The organism is Shinella sp. M31, assembly GCF_049199205.1.
Taxonomy (GTDB): domain Bacteria; phylum Pseudomonadota; class Alphaproteobacteria; order Rhizobiales; family Rhizobiaceae; genus Shinella.
Genome location: NZ_JBLZPH010000024.1, coordinates 1 through 13309 on the forward strand (window position 1 = coordinate 1; position 13309 = coordinate 13309).

14 protein-coding genes are annotated in these 13309 nt (G+C 64.1%); 6 read left to right on the plus strand and 8 right to left on the minus strand.

Going from position 1 to position 13309, the window contains the following annotated elements; translation table 11 throughout:
- Positions 1-1779: heavy metal translocating P-type ATPase (locus tag ACOZKU_RS04325; protein WP_421577819.1), on the minus strand; the 1779-nt coding region annotated here is incomplete at its 3' end.
- Positions 1780-1944: 165 nt separating this feature from the next.
- Here ACOZKU_RS04325 and ACOZKU_RS04330 point away from each other — a divergent pair.
- The 6 genes from ACOZKU_RS04330 (at position 1945) to ACOZKU_RS04355 (ending at position 6518) form a co-directional block, all read left to right on the plus strand.
- Positions 1945-2274, plus strand: a complete 330-nt coding sequence (locus ACOZKU_RS04330) for a hypothetical protein (RefSeq protein ID WP_421577820.1) — start codon at positions 1945-1947, stop codon at positions 2272-2274.
- Positions 2275-2389: 115 nt separating this feature from the next.
- Complete coding sequence (locus ACOZKU_RS04335) at positions 2390-2629, plus strand: hypothetical protein (RefSeq protein ID WP_147324540.1); 240 nt, start codon at positions 2390-2392, stop codon at positions 2627-2629.
- A gap of 123 nt (positions 2630-2752) precedes the next feature.
- The gene (locus tag ACOZKU_RS04340) at positions 2753-3853 is read left to right on the plus strand and encodes a carboxynorspermidine decarboxylase (protein WP_421577821.1); all 1101 of its coding nucleotides are present in this window, start codon (positions 2753-2755) and stop codon (positions 3851-3853) included.
- A 34-nt stretch (positions 3854-3887) separates the two neighbouring features.
- The gene (locus ACOZKU_RS04345; RefSeq protein ID WP_421577822.1) at positions 3888-5126 is read left to right on the plus strand and encodes a saccharopine dehydrogenase family protein; all 1239 of its coding nucleotides are present in this window, start codon (positions 3888-3890) and stop codon (positions 5124-5126) included.
- 131 nt (positions 5127-5257) lie between these two features.
- Complete coding sequence (locus ACOZKU_RS04350; protein ID WP_421577823.1) at positions 5258-6394, plus strand: hypothetical protein; 1137 nt, start codon at positions 5258-5260, stop codon at positions 6392-6394.
- Positions 6342-6518, plus strand: a complete 177-nt coding sequence (locus tag ACOZKU_RS04355) for a hypothetical protein (RefSeq protein WP_421577824.1) — start codon at positions 6342-6344, stop codon at positions 6516-6518. Before ACOZKU_RS04350 ends, ACOZKU_RS04355 begins: the two co-directional genes overlap by 53 nt.
- A 42-nt stretch (positions 6519-6560) precedes the next feature.
- Here the strand turns inward: ACOZKU_RS04355 and ACOZKU_RS04360 are convergent, their stop codons facing one another.
- The 7 genes from ACOZKU_RS04360 to ACOZKU_RS04390 all read right to left on the minus strand — a co-directional run.
- Positions 6561-7613 (minus strand): sulfate/molybdate ABC transporter ATP-binding protein, encoded by a 1053-nt coding sequence (locus ACOZKU_RS04360; protein ID WP_421577825.1) that lies wholly within the window; start codon positions 7611-7613, stop codon positions 6561-6563.
- A 14-nt stretch (positions 7614-7627) separates the two neighbouring features.
- On the minus strand, positions 7628-8482 hold the full coding sequence (gene cysW, locus ACOZKU_RS04365) for a sulfate ABC transporter permease subunit CysW (RefSeq protein WP_421577826.1): 855 nt from the start codon (positions 8480-8482) through the stop codon (positions 7628-7630).
- On the minus strand, positions 8472-9335 hold the full coding sequence (gene cysT / locus ACOZKU_RS04370) for a sulfate ABC transporter permease subunit CysT (protein WP_421577827.1): 864 nt from the start codon (positions 9333-9335) through the stop codon (positions 8472-8474). Before cysT ends, cysW begins: the two co-directional genes overlap by 11 nt.
- A 5-nt stretch (positions 9336-9340) precedes the next feature.
- Complete coding sequence (locus tag ACOZKU_RS04375) at positions 9341-10366, minus strand: sulfate ABC transporter substrate-binding protein (protein WP_421577828.1); 1026 nt, start codon at positions 10364-10366, stop codon at positions 9341-9343.
- Between the two features lie 225 nt (positions 10367-10591).
- Complete coding sequence (locus ACOZKU_RS04380) at positions 10592-11908, minus strand: FAD/NAD(P)-binding protein (RefSeq protein WP_421577829.1); 1317 nt, start codon at positions 11906-11908, stop codon at positions 10592-10594.
- A 61-nt stretch (positions 11909-11969) separates the two neighbouring features.
- Entirely contained in the window at positions 11970-12455 is a 486-nt protein-coding gene (locus tag ACOZKU_RS04385; RefSeq protein ID WP_421577830.1) for an RrF2 family transcriptional regulator, read from the minus strand.
- A partial coding sequence (locus ACOZKU_RS04390; RefSeq protein ID WP_421577831.1) for an FAD/NAD(P)-binding protein occupies positions 12452-13309 on the minus strand: 858 nt, incomplete at its 5' end. The genes ACOZKU_RS04390 and ACOZKU_RS04385, both read right to left, overlap by 4 nt.

Consider the following 13309-nt stretch of genomic DNA (forward strand, 5'->3'; position numbering starts at 1 on the left):
CAGCATGACGGTCTTGATGCCAAGATCCCGGAGGGCCTTGAGGCCGGCGGCGGCATCCGCACGCGGTTCGTCGCGCATCGCGATGGCGCCGGCCAGCACGCCATCGACGATCAGCAGGGAGACGGTCTTGCCGTCGTCGTTGAGCGCGGTTACGGAAGCCTGAATTTCGGCTGACAAGGCGACACGCTCGGCGGCGGCCTTCGGCGAGGCGAGGAAGATTTCCTTGCCCTCGACGGTGGCCGTCACGCCCTTGCCGCCCAGCGCCCGCGAACCGGTGGCGACCGGGGCCACGATGCCGTCTTCGGCAGCCTTTGCGAGGATGGCAAGCGCCAACGGGTGGCTGGAGCCGGCTTCGAGTGCTGCGGAGAGGCGCAGCACCTCTTCGGCCGGCGCCGAGAAGGCGACGACATCGGTGACCTTGGGCTTGCCTTCGGTCAGCGTGCCGGTCTTGTCGAAGGCGATGGCCGTGAGCTTGCCGAGGCCTTCCAGCACCGCGCCGCCCTTCATCAGCAGGCCGCGGCGGGCGCCGGCAGAGAGTGAAGCGGCTATTGCCGCCGGCGTCGAGATGACCAGCGCGCAGGGGCAGCCGATCAGCAGCACCGCAAGGCCCTTGTAGACCCACTCGCTCCAAATGCCGCCGAAGAACAGCGGCGGGAGGATCGCAACGAGGGCCGCGACGACGACCACGCCAGGCGTGTAATATTTCGAGAAGCGGTCGATGAAGCGCTCGGTCGGCGCCTTGGATTCCTGGGCTTCCTCGACCAGCTTGATGACGCGGGCAATCGTGTTGTCGGCCGCAGCCGCCGTGACGCGCACGCGCAACGCCGCATCGCCATTGACCGTGCCGGCAAAGACCGTATCGCCGACTTCCTTGCGCACCGGCGTGCTCTCGCCCGTCACCGGCGCTTCGTCGATGGCGCTTTCGCCCTCGATGATCGTGCCATCGGCGGAAATGCGGTCCCCGGGGCGCACGAGGATGACGGCGCCGACCGCGAGCGTCTCGGCCGGCACCTCCTTCGTGCGGCCGTCCTCATCGAGCAGCGCCGTCTTCGGCACCAGCGTGGAAAGCGAGCGGATGCTGTCGCGCGCCCTGCCGGCCGCGACACCCTCCAGCAGTTCGCCGACAAGGAAGAGGAAGACGACCATCGCCGCCTCCTCCGTCGCATTGATGACGACGGCGCCGACGGCGGCGATGGTCATCAGCATTTCGATGGAGAACGGCGTGCCGGCCAGCGCCGCCATGACGGCACGGCGCGCGATCGGCAACAGGCCGACGACCATGGCGACGATGAAAGCATAGGTTTCGATTTCAGGAAAGAGATGGCCCACCGCGTAGGCGACGACGAGCGCGGCACCGGCGAGAATGGTCAGCCGCCCCTTCTTGCCCTTCCACCAAGGCCCCTCCGACGAGCCATGGTCATGGCCATGCAGGCCTTCGATGGCCGCCGCCTTCGGTGCATCATGGTCATGCCCGGCGTGATTATGATCTTGGCTATGACCGTGGTCATGATTGCAATTCGGGCCGTGCTCCTGTTTGCCAGTCGGCTTTTCCGCGACCGCACCGGCCGGCGTCACCACATAGCCGAGCCCGGAGGCCTTCCTGCGGATCGCCTCCAGATCGCTTTCCGCATCGTGCTGCACGCGCATCGTGCCCGCCGTCACCGAAACGGAAACGTCGGATACACCGGGCATGCGGCGCACGGCCGTATCGATCTTGCTGGCGCAGGAGGCGCAATCCATGCCCTCCACGCGGAACCGGGTCTCTTTCACATCAGCCATCGCACAATCCTCTTCAGTCTCATGACATGGTTCTACGACCTCTAGTGACTAGAGGTGCAAGGGCGAAATGTGAAATTTCTCGCCCCCTTGAAGAAACACGCGAGGGTCGCCGTATCCGGCGACCCCATTTTTCCATAGGGTTCCAGCTCAAGACGAATATTCGCGATGTGGATCATGGTGAGAGAATTTGAAATCTACGCTGGCGACACCCTTATCGGCACCACGTCTTTTGAACTCGGAGATCCGCCGATGGGTGTCGCATGTGGCGAGATGACCCCGACACCAGCCTATTCGATCGAGTATTCGAAGGCTCCCGACACCCTAAACGCTCGACTGGCTGGCGTTCCCATCCCGTCAGTTGGCGGGATGTACATAGAAGACTATCTGGAGGACTTGGGGGAAATCGCAGTCACCATTCTTGGCATCGATCACGAACTCTATGAGGAACTCTTCCTGGAGCACGTCGCGGCTTACGAAGAACAGTTCAAATCCTAGAATCGGGCTGTTCATGCACAAAACCGTGGAAGAGATGCATTGAAATGCACGACCGCACCATGCTAGGGAGCGCCCCATTGAATGCAGGTTTCATCTGCTGGTTGGGGAGGACGCCATGTCTTGGCAAACCCTCTTCCAATCGGGGATGGGCTCGGATGCCCCCCGAACGGAAGAACGCTACTCGATGCGCGCCCTTGCGGCCCGCTCTGGCTTTTACGCCGTCAGGCTGGCTGCGCCGTTGCGCCGTCCGGTGAAGACACCGCGCCTGCCCAATCTCTTCCTTGAGCGTTATCGCGACCGGGGTAACAGCGCCAAAGCGCTGTCACATCGCCGTGTCCGCACGACGATACCGTAACAGCGGCCTTTCCCCTTTTTGAACCACGCGGAGCGGGCGGTTAACGCCTCCCCTCACCCGCGTTCCTATCGCGTTGCCGGCCTTTTCGCCGGGGACCGTTCCACCGCAGCAGACAGGTGCCCGATGTCCCTGACCACACCCTATTACCTGATCGACAAGTCGAGGCTTCTCGCCAACATGGAGAAGATCGCGCGTCTTCGCGAACTCTCCGGCGCCAAGGCGCTTCTGGCGTTGAAGTGCTTCGCCACCTGGTCGGTCTTCGATTTCATGCGCGACTATATGGACGGCACCACCTCCTCCTCGCTCAACGAGGTGCGCCTCGGCCACGAGCGCTTCGGCAAGGAGACGCATGCCTATTCCGTCGCCTATGCGGATTACGAGATCGATGAGGTCGTCAGCCACGCCGACAAGATCATCTTCAACTCGGTCAGTCAGCTCGATCGCTTCGCCGACAAGGCCTCTGGCATCGTGCGCGGCCTGCGGCTCAATCCGGGCATTTCCTCCTCGACCTTCGACCTCGCCGACCCCGCCCGCCCCTTCTCACGGCTCGGCGAATGGGATGTGAAAAAGGTCGAGCCGGTGATGGACCGCATCTCCGGTTTCATGATCCACAACAACTGCGAAAACGGCGATTTCGACCTGTTCGACCGCATGCTCGGGACGATCGAGGAGAAGTTCGCGCCGCTCTTGAAAAAGGCCGAATGGGTGAGCCTCGGCGGCGGCATCCACTTCACAGGCGAGAACTATCCGCTGGAAAAATTCGCCGAGCGGCTGAAGCGTTTCTCCGGCCACTACGGCGTGCAGGTCTATCTCGAGCCGGGCGAGGCTTCGATCACCAAATCCACCACGCTGGAGGTGACGGTGCTCGACCTGCTCGACAACGGCAAGAACCTCGCCATCGTCGATGCATCGATCGAGGCGCATATGCTCGATCTCCTGATCTACCGAGAGAAGGCCAAGATTTCCCCGAACACGGGGCCGCACCGCACCATGGTCTGCGGCAAATCCTGCCTCGCCGGCGATATCTTCGGCGAGTTCAATTTCGAGAACCAATTGAAGGTCGGCGACCGCATCTCCATCCAGGATGCGGCCGGCTACACCATGGTCAAGAAGAACTGGTTCAACGGCGTGAAAATGCCGGCGATCGCCATCCGCGAACTGGACGGCACCATCAGAACGGTCCGCGAATTCACCTACGCGAACTATGAAGAAAGCCTCTCCTGAGGCTGTACCGGGTTAGAAGGAGATATCCCCCGACATGAAGAAGAACGTGCTCATCATCGGCGCCGGCGGCGTCGCACAGGTCGTCGCGCACAAATGCGCCCAGAACAACGACGTGCTCGGCGACATCCACGTCGCCTCGCGCACCAAGGCCAAGTGCGACAAGATCATCGCGTCGGTCCATGAGAAGAAGGCGCTGAAGCAGCCAGGTCTGCTGGAAGGCCATGCGCTCGACGCGCTCGATATCGAAGCCACCAAGGCGCTCATCACCGCCACCAAGTCTCAGATCGTCATCAATGTCGGCACTGCTTTCCTGAACATGTCGGTGCTGCGCGCCTGCATGGATACGGGCGTCGCCTATATCGACACGGCGATCCACGAAGAGCCGGGCAAGATCTGCGAGACCCCGCCGTGGTACGGGAATTACGAGTGGAAGCGTGCCGCCGAATGCGAAGAGAAGGGCATCACCGCCATCCTCGGCGCCGGCTTCGATCCGGGTGTGGTCAACGCCTATGCCAAGCTCGCCAAGGACGAATATCTCGACAAGGTGACGGACGTCGATATCGTCGACATCAATGCCGGCAGCCACGGCAAGTACTTCGCCACGAACTTCGACCCGGAAATCAATTTCCGCGAGTTCACCGGCGTCGTCTACTCCTGGCAGAACGGCGAATGGCAAACGAACAAGATGTTCGAAATCGGCAAGGACTACGACCTGCCGGTCGTCGGCACGCGCCGCGCCTATCTCTGCGGCCATGACGAGGTGCACTCGCTGGCCAAGAACATGGACGGCGCCAACGTCCGTTTCTGGATGGGTTTCGGCGATCACTACATCAACGTCTTCACCGTCCTGAAGAACCTCGGCCTGCTCTCCGAGCAGCCGGTCAAGACGGCCGAAGGCCAGGACGTCGTGCCGCTCAAGGTGGTCAAGGCCGTGCTGCCCGATCCGGCATCGCTCGCACCCGGCTATGAAGGCAAGACCTGCATCGGCGACTATGTGAAGGGTTTTAAGGACGGCAAGGAAAAGACCGTCTTCATCTACAACGTGGCCGACCACAAGGAAGCCTATGAGGAAGTCGGCTCGCAGGGCATTTCCTACACCGCCGGCGTTCCCCCCGTCGCTGCCGCGATGCTCGTCGCAACCGGCGCGTGGGACGTGAAGAAGATGGCGAATGTCGAGGAACTGCCGCCGAAGCCCTTCATCAACCTCCTGAACGGCATGGGTCTGCCGACCCGCATCCAGGACGAAGACGGCGACCGCGCCGTCAGCTTCTAAGCAAAACAGCCGGCCGCGTTTCCGACGCGGCCGGTGCCTGTCGGAGCGGGTCTGCATCGACTACAATGGGGACTTGCCGGCACGGGCGGCCACGCCGCGGCGCAATAAAAGACTGCGGGAGGGGGAAAACCGTGACAGCACTCAAGGACAGTCCCTACCTGCTGGCCGATGTCAGGCTCGAGGAAGGCTTCGAAAAGGACGGCGACGTCATCGTCGCCACCCGCACGGCGCTTTACGCGCTCGAAATCAAGTACGGCAGGATCGCCGCGCTGCATGCCGCCGGCAGCGCCCTTCCCGCCGGTCTGCCGATCTATCGGGCGAACGGTCGGCTCGCGCTGCCGACCATGCGCGACATGCATATCCATCTCGACAAAACCTTCTACGGCGGCCCGTGGCGGGCGCCGCGTCCGCGCCAGGGCAAGACGATCATGGACATGATCGCGCTGGAGGAAAAACTCCTGCCGCAGCTGCTGCCGACCTCCGTCGAGCGTGCGGAAGGTCTCATCGCTCTCCTGCAATCCAAGGGCAGCACGGTCGCCCGCAGCCACTGCAACATCGATCCGGTAAGCGGGCTGAAGAGCCTCGAACACCTGAAGATCGCGCTGGAAAGGCACAGGCAAGATTTCGTCTGCGAGATCGTCGCCTTCCCGCAGCACGGCCTGTTGCATTCCAAGGTCGACGGCCTGATGCGCGAGGCCATGCAGATGGGTGTCGACTATGTCGGCGGGCTCGACCCGACCAATGTCGACGGCGCCATGGAAAAATCGCTCGACGCGATGTTCCAGATCGCGCTTGACGCTGGCAAGGGCGTCGATATCCACCTGCATGAGACGAGCCCGGCGGGCGTTGCCGCGATCGACTACATGATCGATACGGTCGAGAAGACCCCGGCGCTGAAAGGCAAGGTGACCATCAGCCATGCCTTCGCGCTGACCGTGCTTTCGCCTGAACAGCTGGAAGAAACGGCCGGCCGGCCGGCTTTCAGCGAACGGCATGACCATCGCCTCGACGGTGCCGATCGGCGACCTGATGATGCCGCTGCCGAAGCTCGCCGAAAAAGGCGTCTTCGTCATGACCGGCACCGACAGCGTGATCGACCATTGGTCGCCCTTCGGCAGCGGCGACATGCTGGAAAAGGCCTGTCTCTACGCGCAGCTCTATCGCGGGTCGGACGAGTACCAGCTGTCCCGGTCGCTGGCCATTTCGACCGGCGGCGTGCTGCCGCTCGACAAGGACGGCAACCGCGCCTGGCCGAAGGTTGGCGATGAGGCCGGATTCTCGCTGGCGGAGGCGAGCTGCACGGCCGAAGCGGTCGCCCGCGTTTCCCCGCGCACGGCGACCTTCCACAAGGGCCGCCTCGTCTCCGGCGGAGTCGACAAGGCGTCTGGTTGAGCGCAGACAAAAAGGCCGGCGTCACCGCCGGCCTTTTTCGTTTCATGCCGAGAATGTCTTCCAGCGGGTCGGGCGGAAGCGAAGCACCGTCCCGGTCGAGGCCTGCGCGTCGAGCGGCACCTCGATCTCCACATGATGCGGATCGCCGGGCGTGCCGATATCGATATCGGCAATGCGGGTGCCCGCAAGGCGCCGCGAGGTGGAAACGCGGCCTTCCAGCGCCGGTGTTCCCGGGTCGGAAACGAGCACGACATCCTGCGGGCGGAAGAACAGCGTGCCTTCGCCGGAGGTGATATCGCCGCCATGCGCGGCGATACCGATCGGCTCGTCCTGGAAGCGCACGGCACCATCTGAAATGCTGACCGGCAGGCTGGCGCTGTCGCCGATGAAGGAGAAGACGAAGGGCGAATTCGGCCGGTCGTAGACGTCATCCGACGAGCCGACCTGCTCGATCTTGCCCTGGCTCATGACGACCACGCGGTCGGCAAGCTCCAGCGCCTCTTCCTGGTCATGCGTCACGAAGACCGTCGTGTGGCCGGTGCGATCATGGAATTCGCGCAGCCAGCGGCGCAGCTCCTTGCGCACCTTGGCGTCGAGCGCGCCGAAAGGCTCGTCGAGCAACAGAACCTTCGGCTCGATCGCCATAGCGCGGGCGAGCGCCACGCGCTGGCGCTGGCCGCCGGAGAGCTGGTTGGGATAGCGCTTTTCGAGGCCCGAAAGCTGCACCATCTCAAGCAACTCGCTGACGCGGCGCTGAATTTCGGCCTTCGGCGGGCGCTCGCCGCGCGGGCGCACCGTCAGGCCGAAGGCGATGTTGTCGGCGACGGTCATGTGGCGGAACAGCGCGTAGTGCTGGAAGACGAAGCCGACGTGACGCTCCTGCACCGTGCGGTGCGAGGCATCCTCGGAGCCGAAATAGATGCTGCCGAGTGTCGGCGTCTCCAAGCCGGCGATGAGGCGCAGCAGCGTTGTCTTGCCGGAACCCGAGGGGCCGAGAAGCGCGATCAGTTCCCCGGAGCGGATATCGAGCGACACGTCGTTCAAGGCCGGGTATCGATCGAATTCCTTGCGAATGTTTTTTACACTGACGTCCATAGAGGGCGTGCCTTTCAATGCTTGCGGCCGGCCGCGATTTCCGCGCCGTAGTGAAGTTCGAGGGCCGTCTTGACGACGAGCGTGACGAGCGCGAGCGCGGCGAGCAATGAGGCCACCGCGAAGGCGGCGACGAAATTGTACTCGTTGTAGAGGATCTCGACATGCAGCGGCATCGTATTGGTGAGGCCGCGGATATGGCCCGAGACTACCGAGACCGCGCCAAATTCACCCATGGCACGCGCATTGCAGAGCAGCACGCCATAGAGCAGGCCCCATTTGATATTGGGCAGCGTCACGTACCAGAAGGTCTGCCAGCCGCTTGCGCCGAGCGACAGGGCTGCCTCCTCGTCACCCGTGCCCTGCTCCTGCATCAGCGGGATCAGTTCGCGCGCGACGAAGGGAAAGGTCACGAAGACTGTGGCGAGCACGATGCCCGGAACGGCGAAGAGGATTTCGATGCCGTGGCTCTTCAGCCAGGGACCGAGCACGCTGCCTGCGCCGAACAGCAGCACATAGACCAGGCCGGAAATGACCGGCGAGACCGAGAACGGCAGGTCGATCAGCGTCGTCAGAAACGCCTTGCCCTTGAACTCGAACTTGGCGATGGCCCAGGCCGCCGCCACGCCGAAGACGAGGTTGAGCGGCACAGCTATGCCAGCGACCAGCAGCGTCAGCCGAATGGCGGCCAGCGTATCGGGATCGCCAAGCGAGGCGAAGAACTCGCCCGGCCCCTTGCGGAAGGCCTCGATAAAGACGGCGGCGAGCGGCAGGATGAGGAAGAGCGCCAGGAACAGGAGGGCCGTCGCCATCAGCACGTAGCGCGCCAGCGGGGCCTCCGTCGTTGGCGAGCGCAGGGTCTTACGCGCCATGTCCGTACCTCCTGCGGTTCCATGCCTGGATCAGGTTGATCACCAGCAGCATGGTGAAAGACAGCGCCAGCATGATCGTGGCGATGGCCGTGGCCGCACCGTAGCTGAACTCTTCCAGCCGGATGACGATGAGGAGCGGCGCGATTTCCGAGACATAGGGAATGTTGCCGGCGATGAAGATGACCGAGCCATATTCGCCCACGCCGCGGGCGAAGGCGAGCGCGAAACCGGTGAGGATGGCGGGGGCGAGACCCGGCAGCAGCACGCGGCGGATGGTCTGGAAGCGGTTGGCACCCAGCGTCGCTGCCGCCTCCTCCACCTCGCGGTCGATCTCCTCCATGATCGGCTGCACCGTGCGCACCACGAAGGGCAGGCCGATGAAGATCAGCGCGATGACGATGCCGGTCGGGTTGAAGGCGGCCTTGATGCCGACGAGGTTGAGGATCGAACCGACCCAGCCGTTTGGCGCATAGAGGGCGGCGAGCGCGATGCCGGCGACGGCGGTCGGCAGCGCGAAGGGCAGATCGACGATCGCATCGACGATGCGGCGGCCGGGGAACTCGTAGCGCACGATGACCCAGGCGACGAGCACGCCGAAGACCACATTGATCAGCGCGGCGACGAAGGCCGTGCCGAAGGACACTTCGAGCGCCTTGATGGTGCGCTCGTCGGAGAGGATGGCCAGAAACTCCGCACCCGTGAGCGAGGCGGAGCGCCAGACGAGGCCGGCGAGCGGGATCAGGATGATGAGGGTCAGGTAAGCGAGCGAAAAGCCGAGCGTCAGTCCGAAACCCGGAATGACACTCGGCTGTCTCAGTCGCCACCGCCCGGAGGCAGCAGCAGATGTCGTCAAAGGACTTAGTTCCCCGGCTTGTAGATCTGGTCGAAGACGCCACCGTCGCCGAAGTGCTCGGGCTGTGCCTTGGCCCAGCCGCCGAAGATCGGGTCGTCTATCGTCACCAGCTTAATATCGGGAAGCTGTTGCAGCAACTCGGGCTTTACCAGTTCCCGTTTCGAGGGACGGTAGAAGTGCTTTGCCGCGATGTTCTGGCCTTCCTCGGAATAGAGATAGCTCAGGTAGGCTTCCGCCTGCTTGCGCGTGCCCTTGGCATCGACATTGCCGTCAACGACGGCGACCGGCGGCTCGGCGAGGATCGAGATCGGCGGCGCGACAATATCGAAGGAGTCGGCACCGAATTCGGCACCGGCCAGGTAAGCTTCGTTTTCCCAGGCGAGCAGCACGTCGCCGATCTGGCGCTGGGCAAAGGTGGTCAGCGAACCGCGGGCACCCGTGTCGAGAACCGGCGCGCGCTTGTAGAGTTCGGCGATGTAAGCCTTGATCTTGTCCTGATCGCCGCCGAATTCCTGGTTCGCCCAGGCCCAGGCTGCGAGATAGTTCCAGCGGGCGCCGCCGGAGGTCTTCGGGTTCGGGGTTACGATTTGCACGTCGCCCTTCACCAGATCGCCCCAGTTCTTGATGCCCTTCGGGTTGCCCTTGCGCACCAGGAAGACGATGGTCGAGGTGTAAGGCGCCGAATTGTTCGGGAGGCGCGTGCGCCAGTCCTTGGCGATCTTGCCGGTCTTCGAGACGATGGCGTTGATATCGCTTTCCAGAGCGAGCGTCACGACATCGGCTTCGAGCCCGTCGATGACCGCGCGGGCCTGCTTGCCCGAGCCGCCGTGCGACTGCTGGATCGTGACGTCCTCGCCGGTCTCGGCCTTCCAATGTTTTGCGAAGGCCTCGTTGTAATCCTTGTACAGCTCACGCGTCGGATCGTAGGAGACGTTCAGAAGCGTCGTCTCCGCCAGCGTTGCCGTTGCACTGCCGAGCGCAAGCCCGACACTCAGGAGCAATACCCCCACCCGTTTTACCAAAATCGACATCTCAACCTCCTGGATGCTTGTCCCGACCAAAACCCTATTGAATTAGTAGAGTTAGTCAACAATGCCCGGAAAGTTTGCAAAACCGGTTCCAAACAGACCGAAACGGCGCAATGGAAGACCTGCTATTACCCTCAGGTCGCGCACGGTTCATCTCGCAAACGGCGGGCGGCGCGCAAAATGCATCCGCCGAAAATGCCCGATTTTGTCCTCTACCCCAAACTTTTTTCAGCGCTCGGAGGTTCGGGCAAGGCCGTGCGGGGCGGTCGCGAGCACGGCGCGATAGGCCTGGCGCACGGTTTCGGCGAAGGTGAACGGCCCCGGCCGCAGGCTGGAAGCGATTGCGCCGACCACGGAAATCGCCGGCACGAGCGCGCCATGATGGGCGAGGCGGCCGCCGTCATCGATGCTCAGCGCCGCCGCATCGCGGGACAGGAGGCCGGCAAGCGCGCGGGCGGACGGCACCTCGCGGCAGTCGATGACGGTCTCGTCGGCGGATTTCGGAGCACGGGGCGAGACGAAGCGCGTGCGGCCCGTCTCGATTTCGGCGGCAAGGCGGCGGTGGACGTCGGGCGCGAGACGGATGGAGAAGTGGCGATGCAGGCGCAGCAAATGGCGGCGGTAGCGGTTGCGCTCGGCCTGGGGCAGATTGCGCCAGACGACGGCAAGACGGGCGGACGCGGCGTCGACCACGGCCTGCCATTGGCCGCCCTCGCGCGCCTCCGCGCTTCTACATTCGCGCCGTACATAGCGGAACGCCTCCTGCAACGAGCGGCTTGCCGGCGGTTCGCCAAAGGCGACACCGCTATGCGGGCGGGCATGCGGTTGCGGCAGGCGGCCGCTCGCCGCGGCGATGTGGATTTCGCCTTCGTAGCCACCAGCGCGAAGGTGGAGCAGGATGGCGGCAAGTCGCGGGCCGTTGCCGACAAGCGTCAGCGGCGGCGGGTTTTCCAGGCCGGACAGGCGCTCGGCCGCACTGTGCGCCGCCTGCCACGAGGCGGCCTCGCGCTGTGCGCTACCAAAACCGGTCGCGACGAAGACATGGTCGAAATCGGCGCATTCGCCGTCGCGGAAGATAAGCCGCGGCGCGGCGCCACCGGCATCGACATGGCGGACATGGCCGCGGAAGGTGCGGATGCGCACATCCTTGCGCAGCGCCAGCACCTCGCCGAAGCGCGCCATGACATAATCGCGGAACAGCGCGCGCGGCGCGTGCAGGTCCTGCGGGCGGCAAAGTGTGGTGACGGTGCCGCCGGCGAGCCAGTTGGTCTTCAGCCAGTCGGCGAAATCGTCGGGGCGCTCGGGCACGACCGAGAGGTCGCGCGCCGGCTCGGTGGTCGGCACAAGGCCGGCCGCGCCATTGCCGAAGGCGCCCGGCGCATCCTCGGCGTCGACAAGCCAGGCCTCGAAAGGCCGGTGCAGGCGCTTCATCAACGCAATCGCCGTGGCGAGACCGGACGGGCCGGCCCCGATGATCGCGATCTTCAACGCCGGCACCCCCGCCGGCCATGCTGCGTCTTCCCGCATGCCTCTGTCGAAGAACATTGGAGTCCCTTCCTTTCGCCGTGGAAGCCGAACGGTATGATAGCGCAGTTTCAGATATTTTCTACATTTTTACTAGACTAATTGAACGCGCAATTCCCATACCGGCATCCGTCGCACCGGCGGAGCCTCCTTTGGGATCGGCAAGCAGGTCGGACAGCGTCGTGCCGTCGAGGATTTCATCGGCGGCGGCCGCGACTTTCGCGAAGACCCGCCGCACCGCGCAAAGCGCCCGGTCGCGGCAATCGGTGCAGGGGCGATGTCCGCCGCGCGACAGGCAGCCGAGCGGCACGAACGGCCCCTCCATCAGGCGCAGCACATCGCCGAAGACGATTTCCTCCGGGCTGCGCAGCAGGAGATAACCGCCATGTTTGCCCCGGCGGCTGGCGACGAAGCCCGCCCGCTTCAGATCCAGCAGGATCTGCTCCAGGAATTTTTTCGGGATCGTTTCCCGTGCGGCAATCGCGGCGATGCGCATCGTCTCACCCGGCGCGACACGCGCCAGCGCCAGAAGCGCCCGCAGGGCATATTTGGATTTCTGCGAGATCATGACCTGGCGATCTCGGTGGCGATGCGTCCGGCGACCGAACGGGCCTGCACACGGATATCAGGAACGGCGGTGATCTCGAAGTGGCGCCCGGCGGTGAGCGGGCCCATGGCATAAAGCCGTCCCTCGGACGTGGGCACCGCGGAATGCTCGTCGACTGCAATACCGAGGCCGATTGGGTGGGACGCGACGATCCCTTCGGCGGCAAGGCTGGACAAAAGCGGCGAGGCCGAGACCGTACATCGTTCGAAACCGGTGCAATTGACCACCATGGCCACCGACAACAGTCGGCCTTGGACGGAGGCGATCACGCCATCACCCTGTCTATGCAGCGCCTGTAACCGGCCGCGCTGCACGACGAGCCGCCCGGTCTCACGCAGCGCCGCGATTTCGGCGGCGACGGCGGGCGCCATGCGGTGGCGATGGACATTCCAGAACGGCGCGGCGTGGCGCAGGAACCGGCGCTGCTGCTCCGGCGTCCAGCCTTTCCAGAGGTCTTGCGTTACCGGGCGGATACCATCCATGACGGCGCGCCAATCGGGCATGGCTGTCGCAGCCGCGCGAAGCGTCGCAAGCATCGTGCTGACCTCACCGCTTTGGAGCACCGGCGCCAGCGGGTCGGCCCGGTGCGCGAGATGCGCTTGCGGTAGGAGGCCGTGACGGGAAACGGCATGCATCGTGCCACGAAAACCGCTTCGCGCGAGGCGAAGGCACTGATCGACCATGGTGAGGCCGGTGCCGACGAAGAGCACGTCGCCGTCGTCGGGCAGGCGGTTCCACCACGCATCGTCCCAGGGGTTCTGCACGACGAATGGGCGAACCTCCTCGGATATCGCCTCGTCCGGCAAGGGCAGACG

What these genes read in the sequence shown, in the direction of transcription:
- ACOZKU_RS04360 (WP_421577825.1), bottom strand. Translation starts at nt 7,613, where the DNA reads ATGGACGTCAGTGTAAAAAACATTCGCAAGGAATTCGATCGATACCCG.
- cysW (WP_421577826.1), bottom strand. Translation starts at nt 8,482, where the DNA reads ATGGCGCGTAAGACCCTGCGCTCGCCAACGACGGAGGCCCCGCTGGCG.
- ACOZKU_RS04330 (WP_421577820.1), top strand. Translation starts at nt 1,945, where the DNA reads ATGTGGATCATGGTGAGAGAATTTGAAATCTACGCTGGCGACACCCTT.
- ACOZKU_RS04385 (WP_421577830.1), bottom strand. Translation starts at nt 12,455, where the DNA reads ATGATCTCGCAGAAATCCAAATATGCCCTGCGGGCGCTTCTGGCGCTG.
- ACOZKU_RS04335 (WP_147324540.1), top strand. Translation starts at nt 2,390, where the DNA reads ATGTCTTGGCAAACCCTCTTCCAATCGGGGATGGGCTCGGATGCCCCC.
- ACOZKU_RS04345 (WP_421577822.1), top strand. Translation starts at nt 3,888, where the DNA reads ATGAAGAAGAACGTGCTCATCATCGGCGCCGGCGGCGTCGCACAGGTC.
- ACOZKU_RS04340 (WP_421577821.1), top strand. Translation starts at nt 2,753, where the DNA reads ATGTCCCTGACCACACCCTATTACCTGATCGACAAGTCGAGGCTTCTC.
- ACOZKU_RS04375 (WP_421577828.1), bottom strand. Translation starts at nt 10,366, where the DNA reads ATGTCGATTTTGGTAAAACGGGTGGGGGTATTGCTCCTGAGTGTCGGG.
- ACOZKU_RS04380 (WP_421577829.1), bottom strand. Translation starts at nt 11,908, where the DNA reads ATGTTCTTCGACAGAGGCATGCGGGAAGACGCAGCATGGCCGGCGGGG.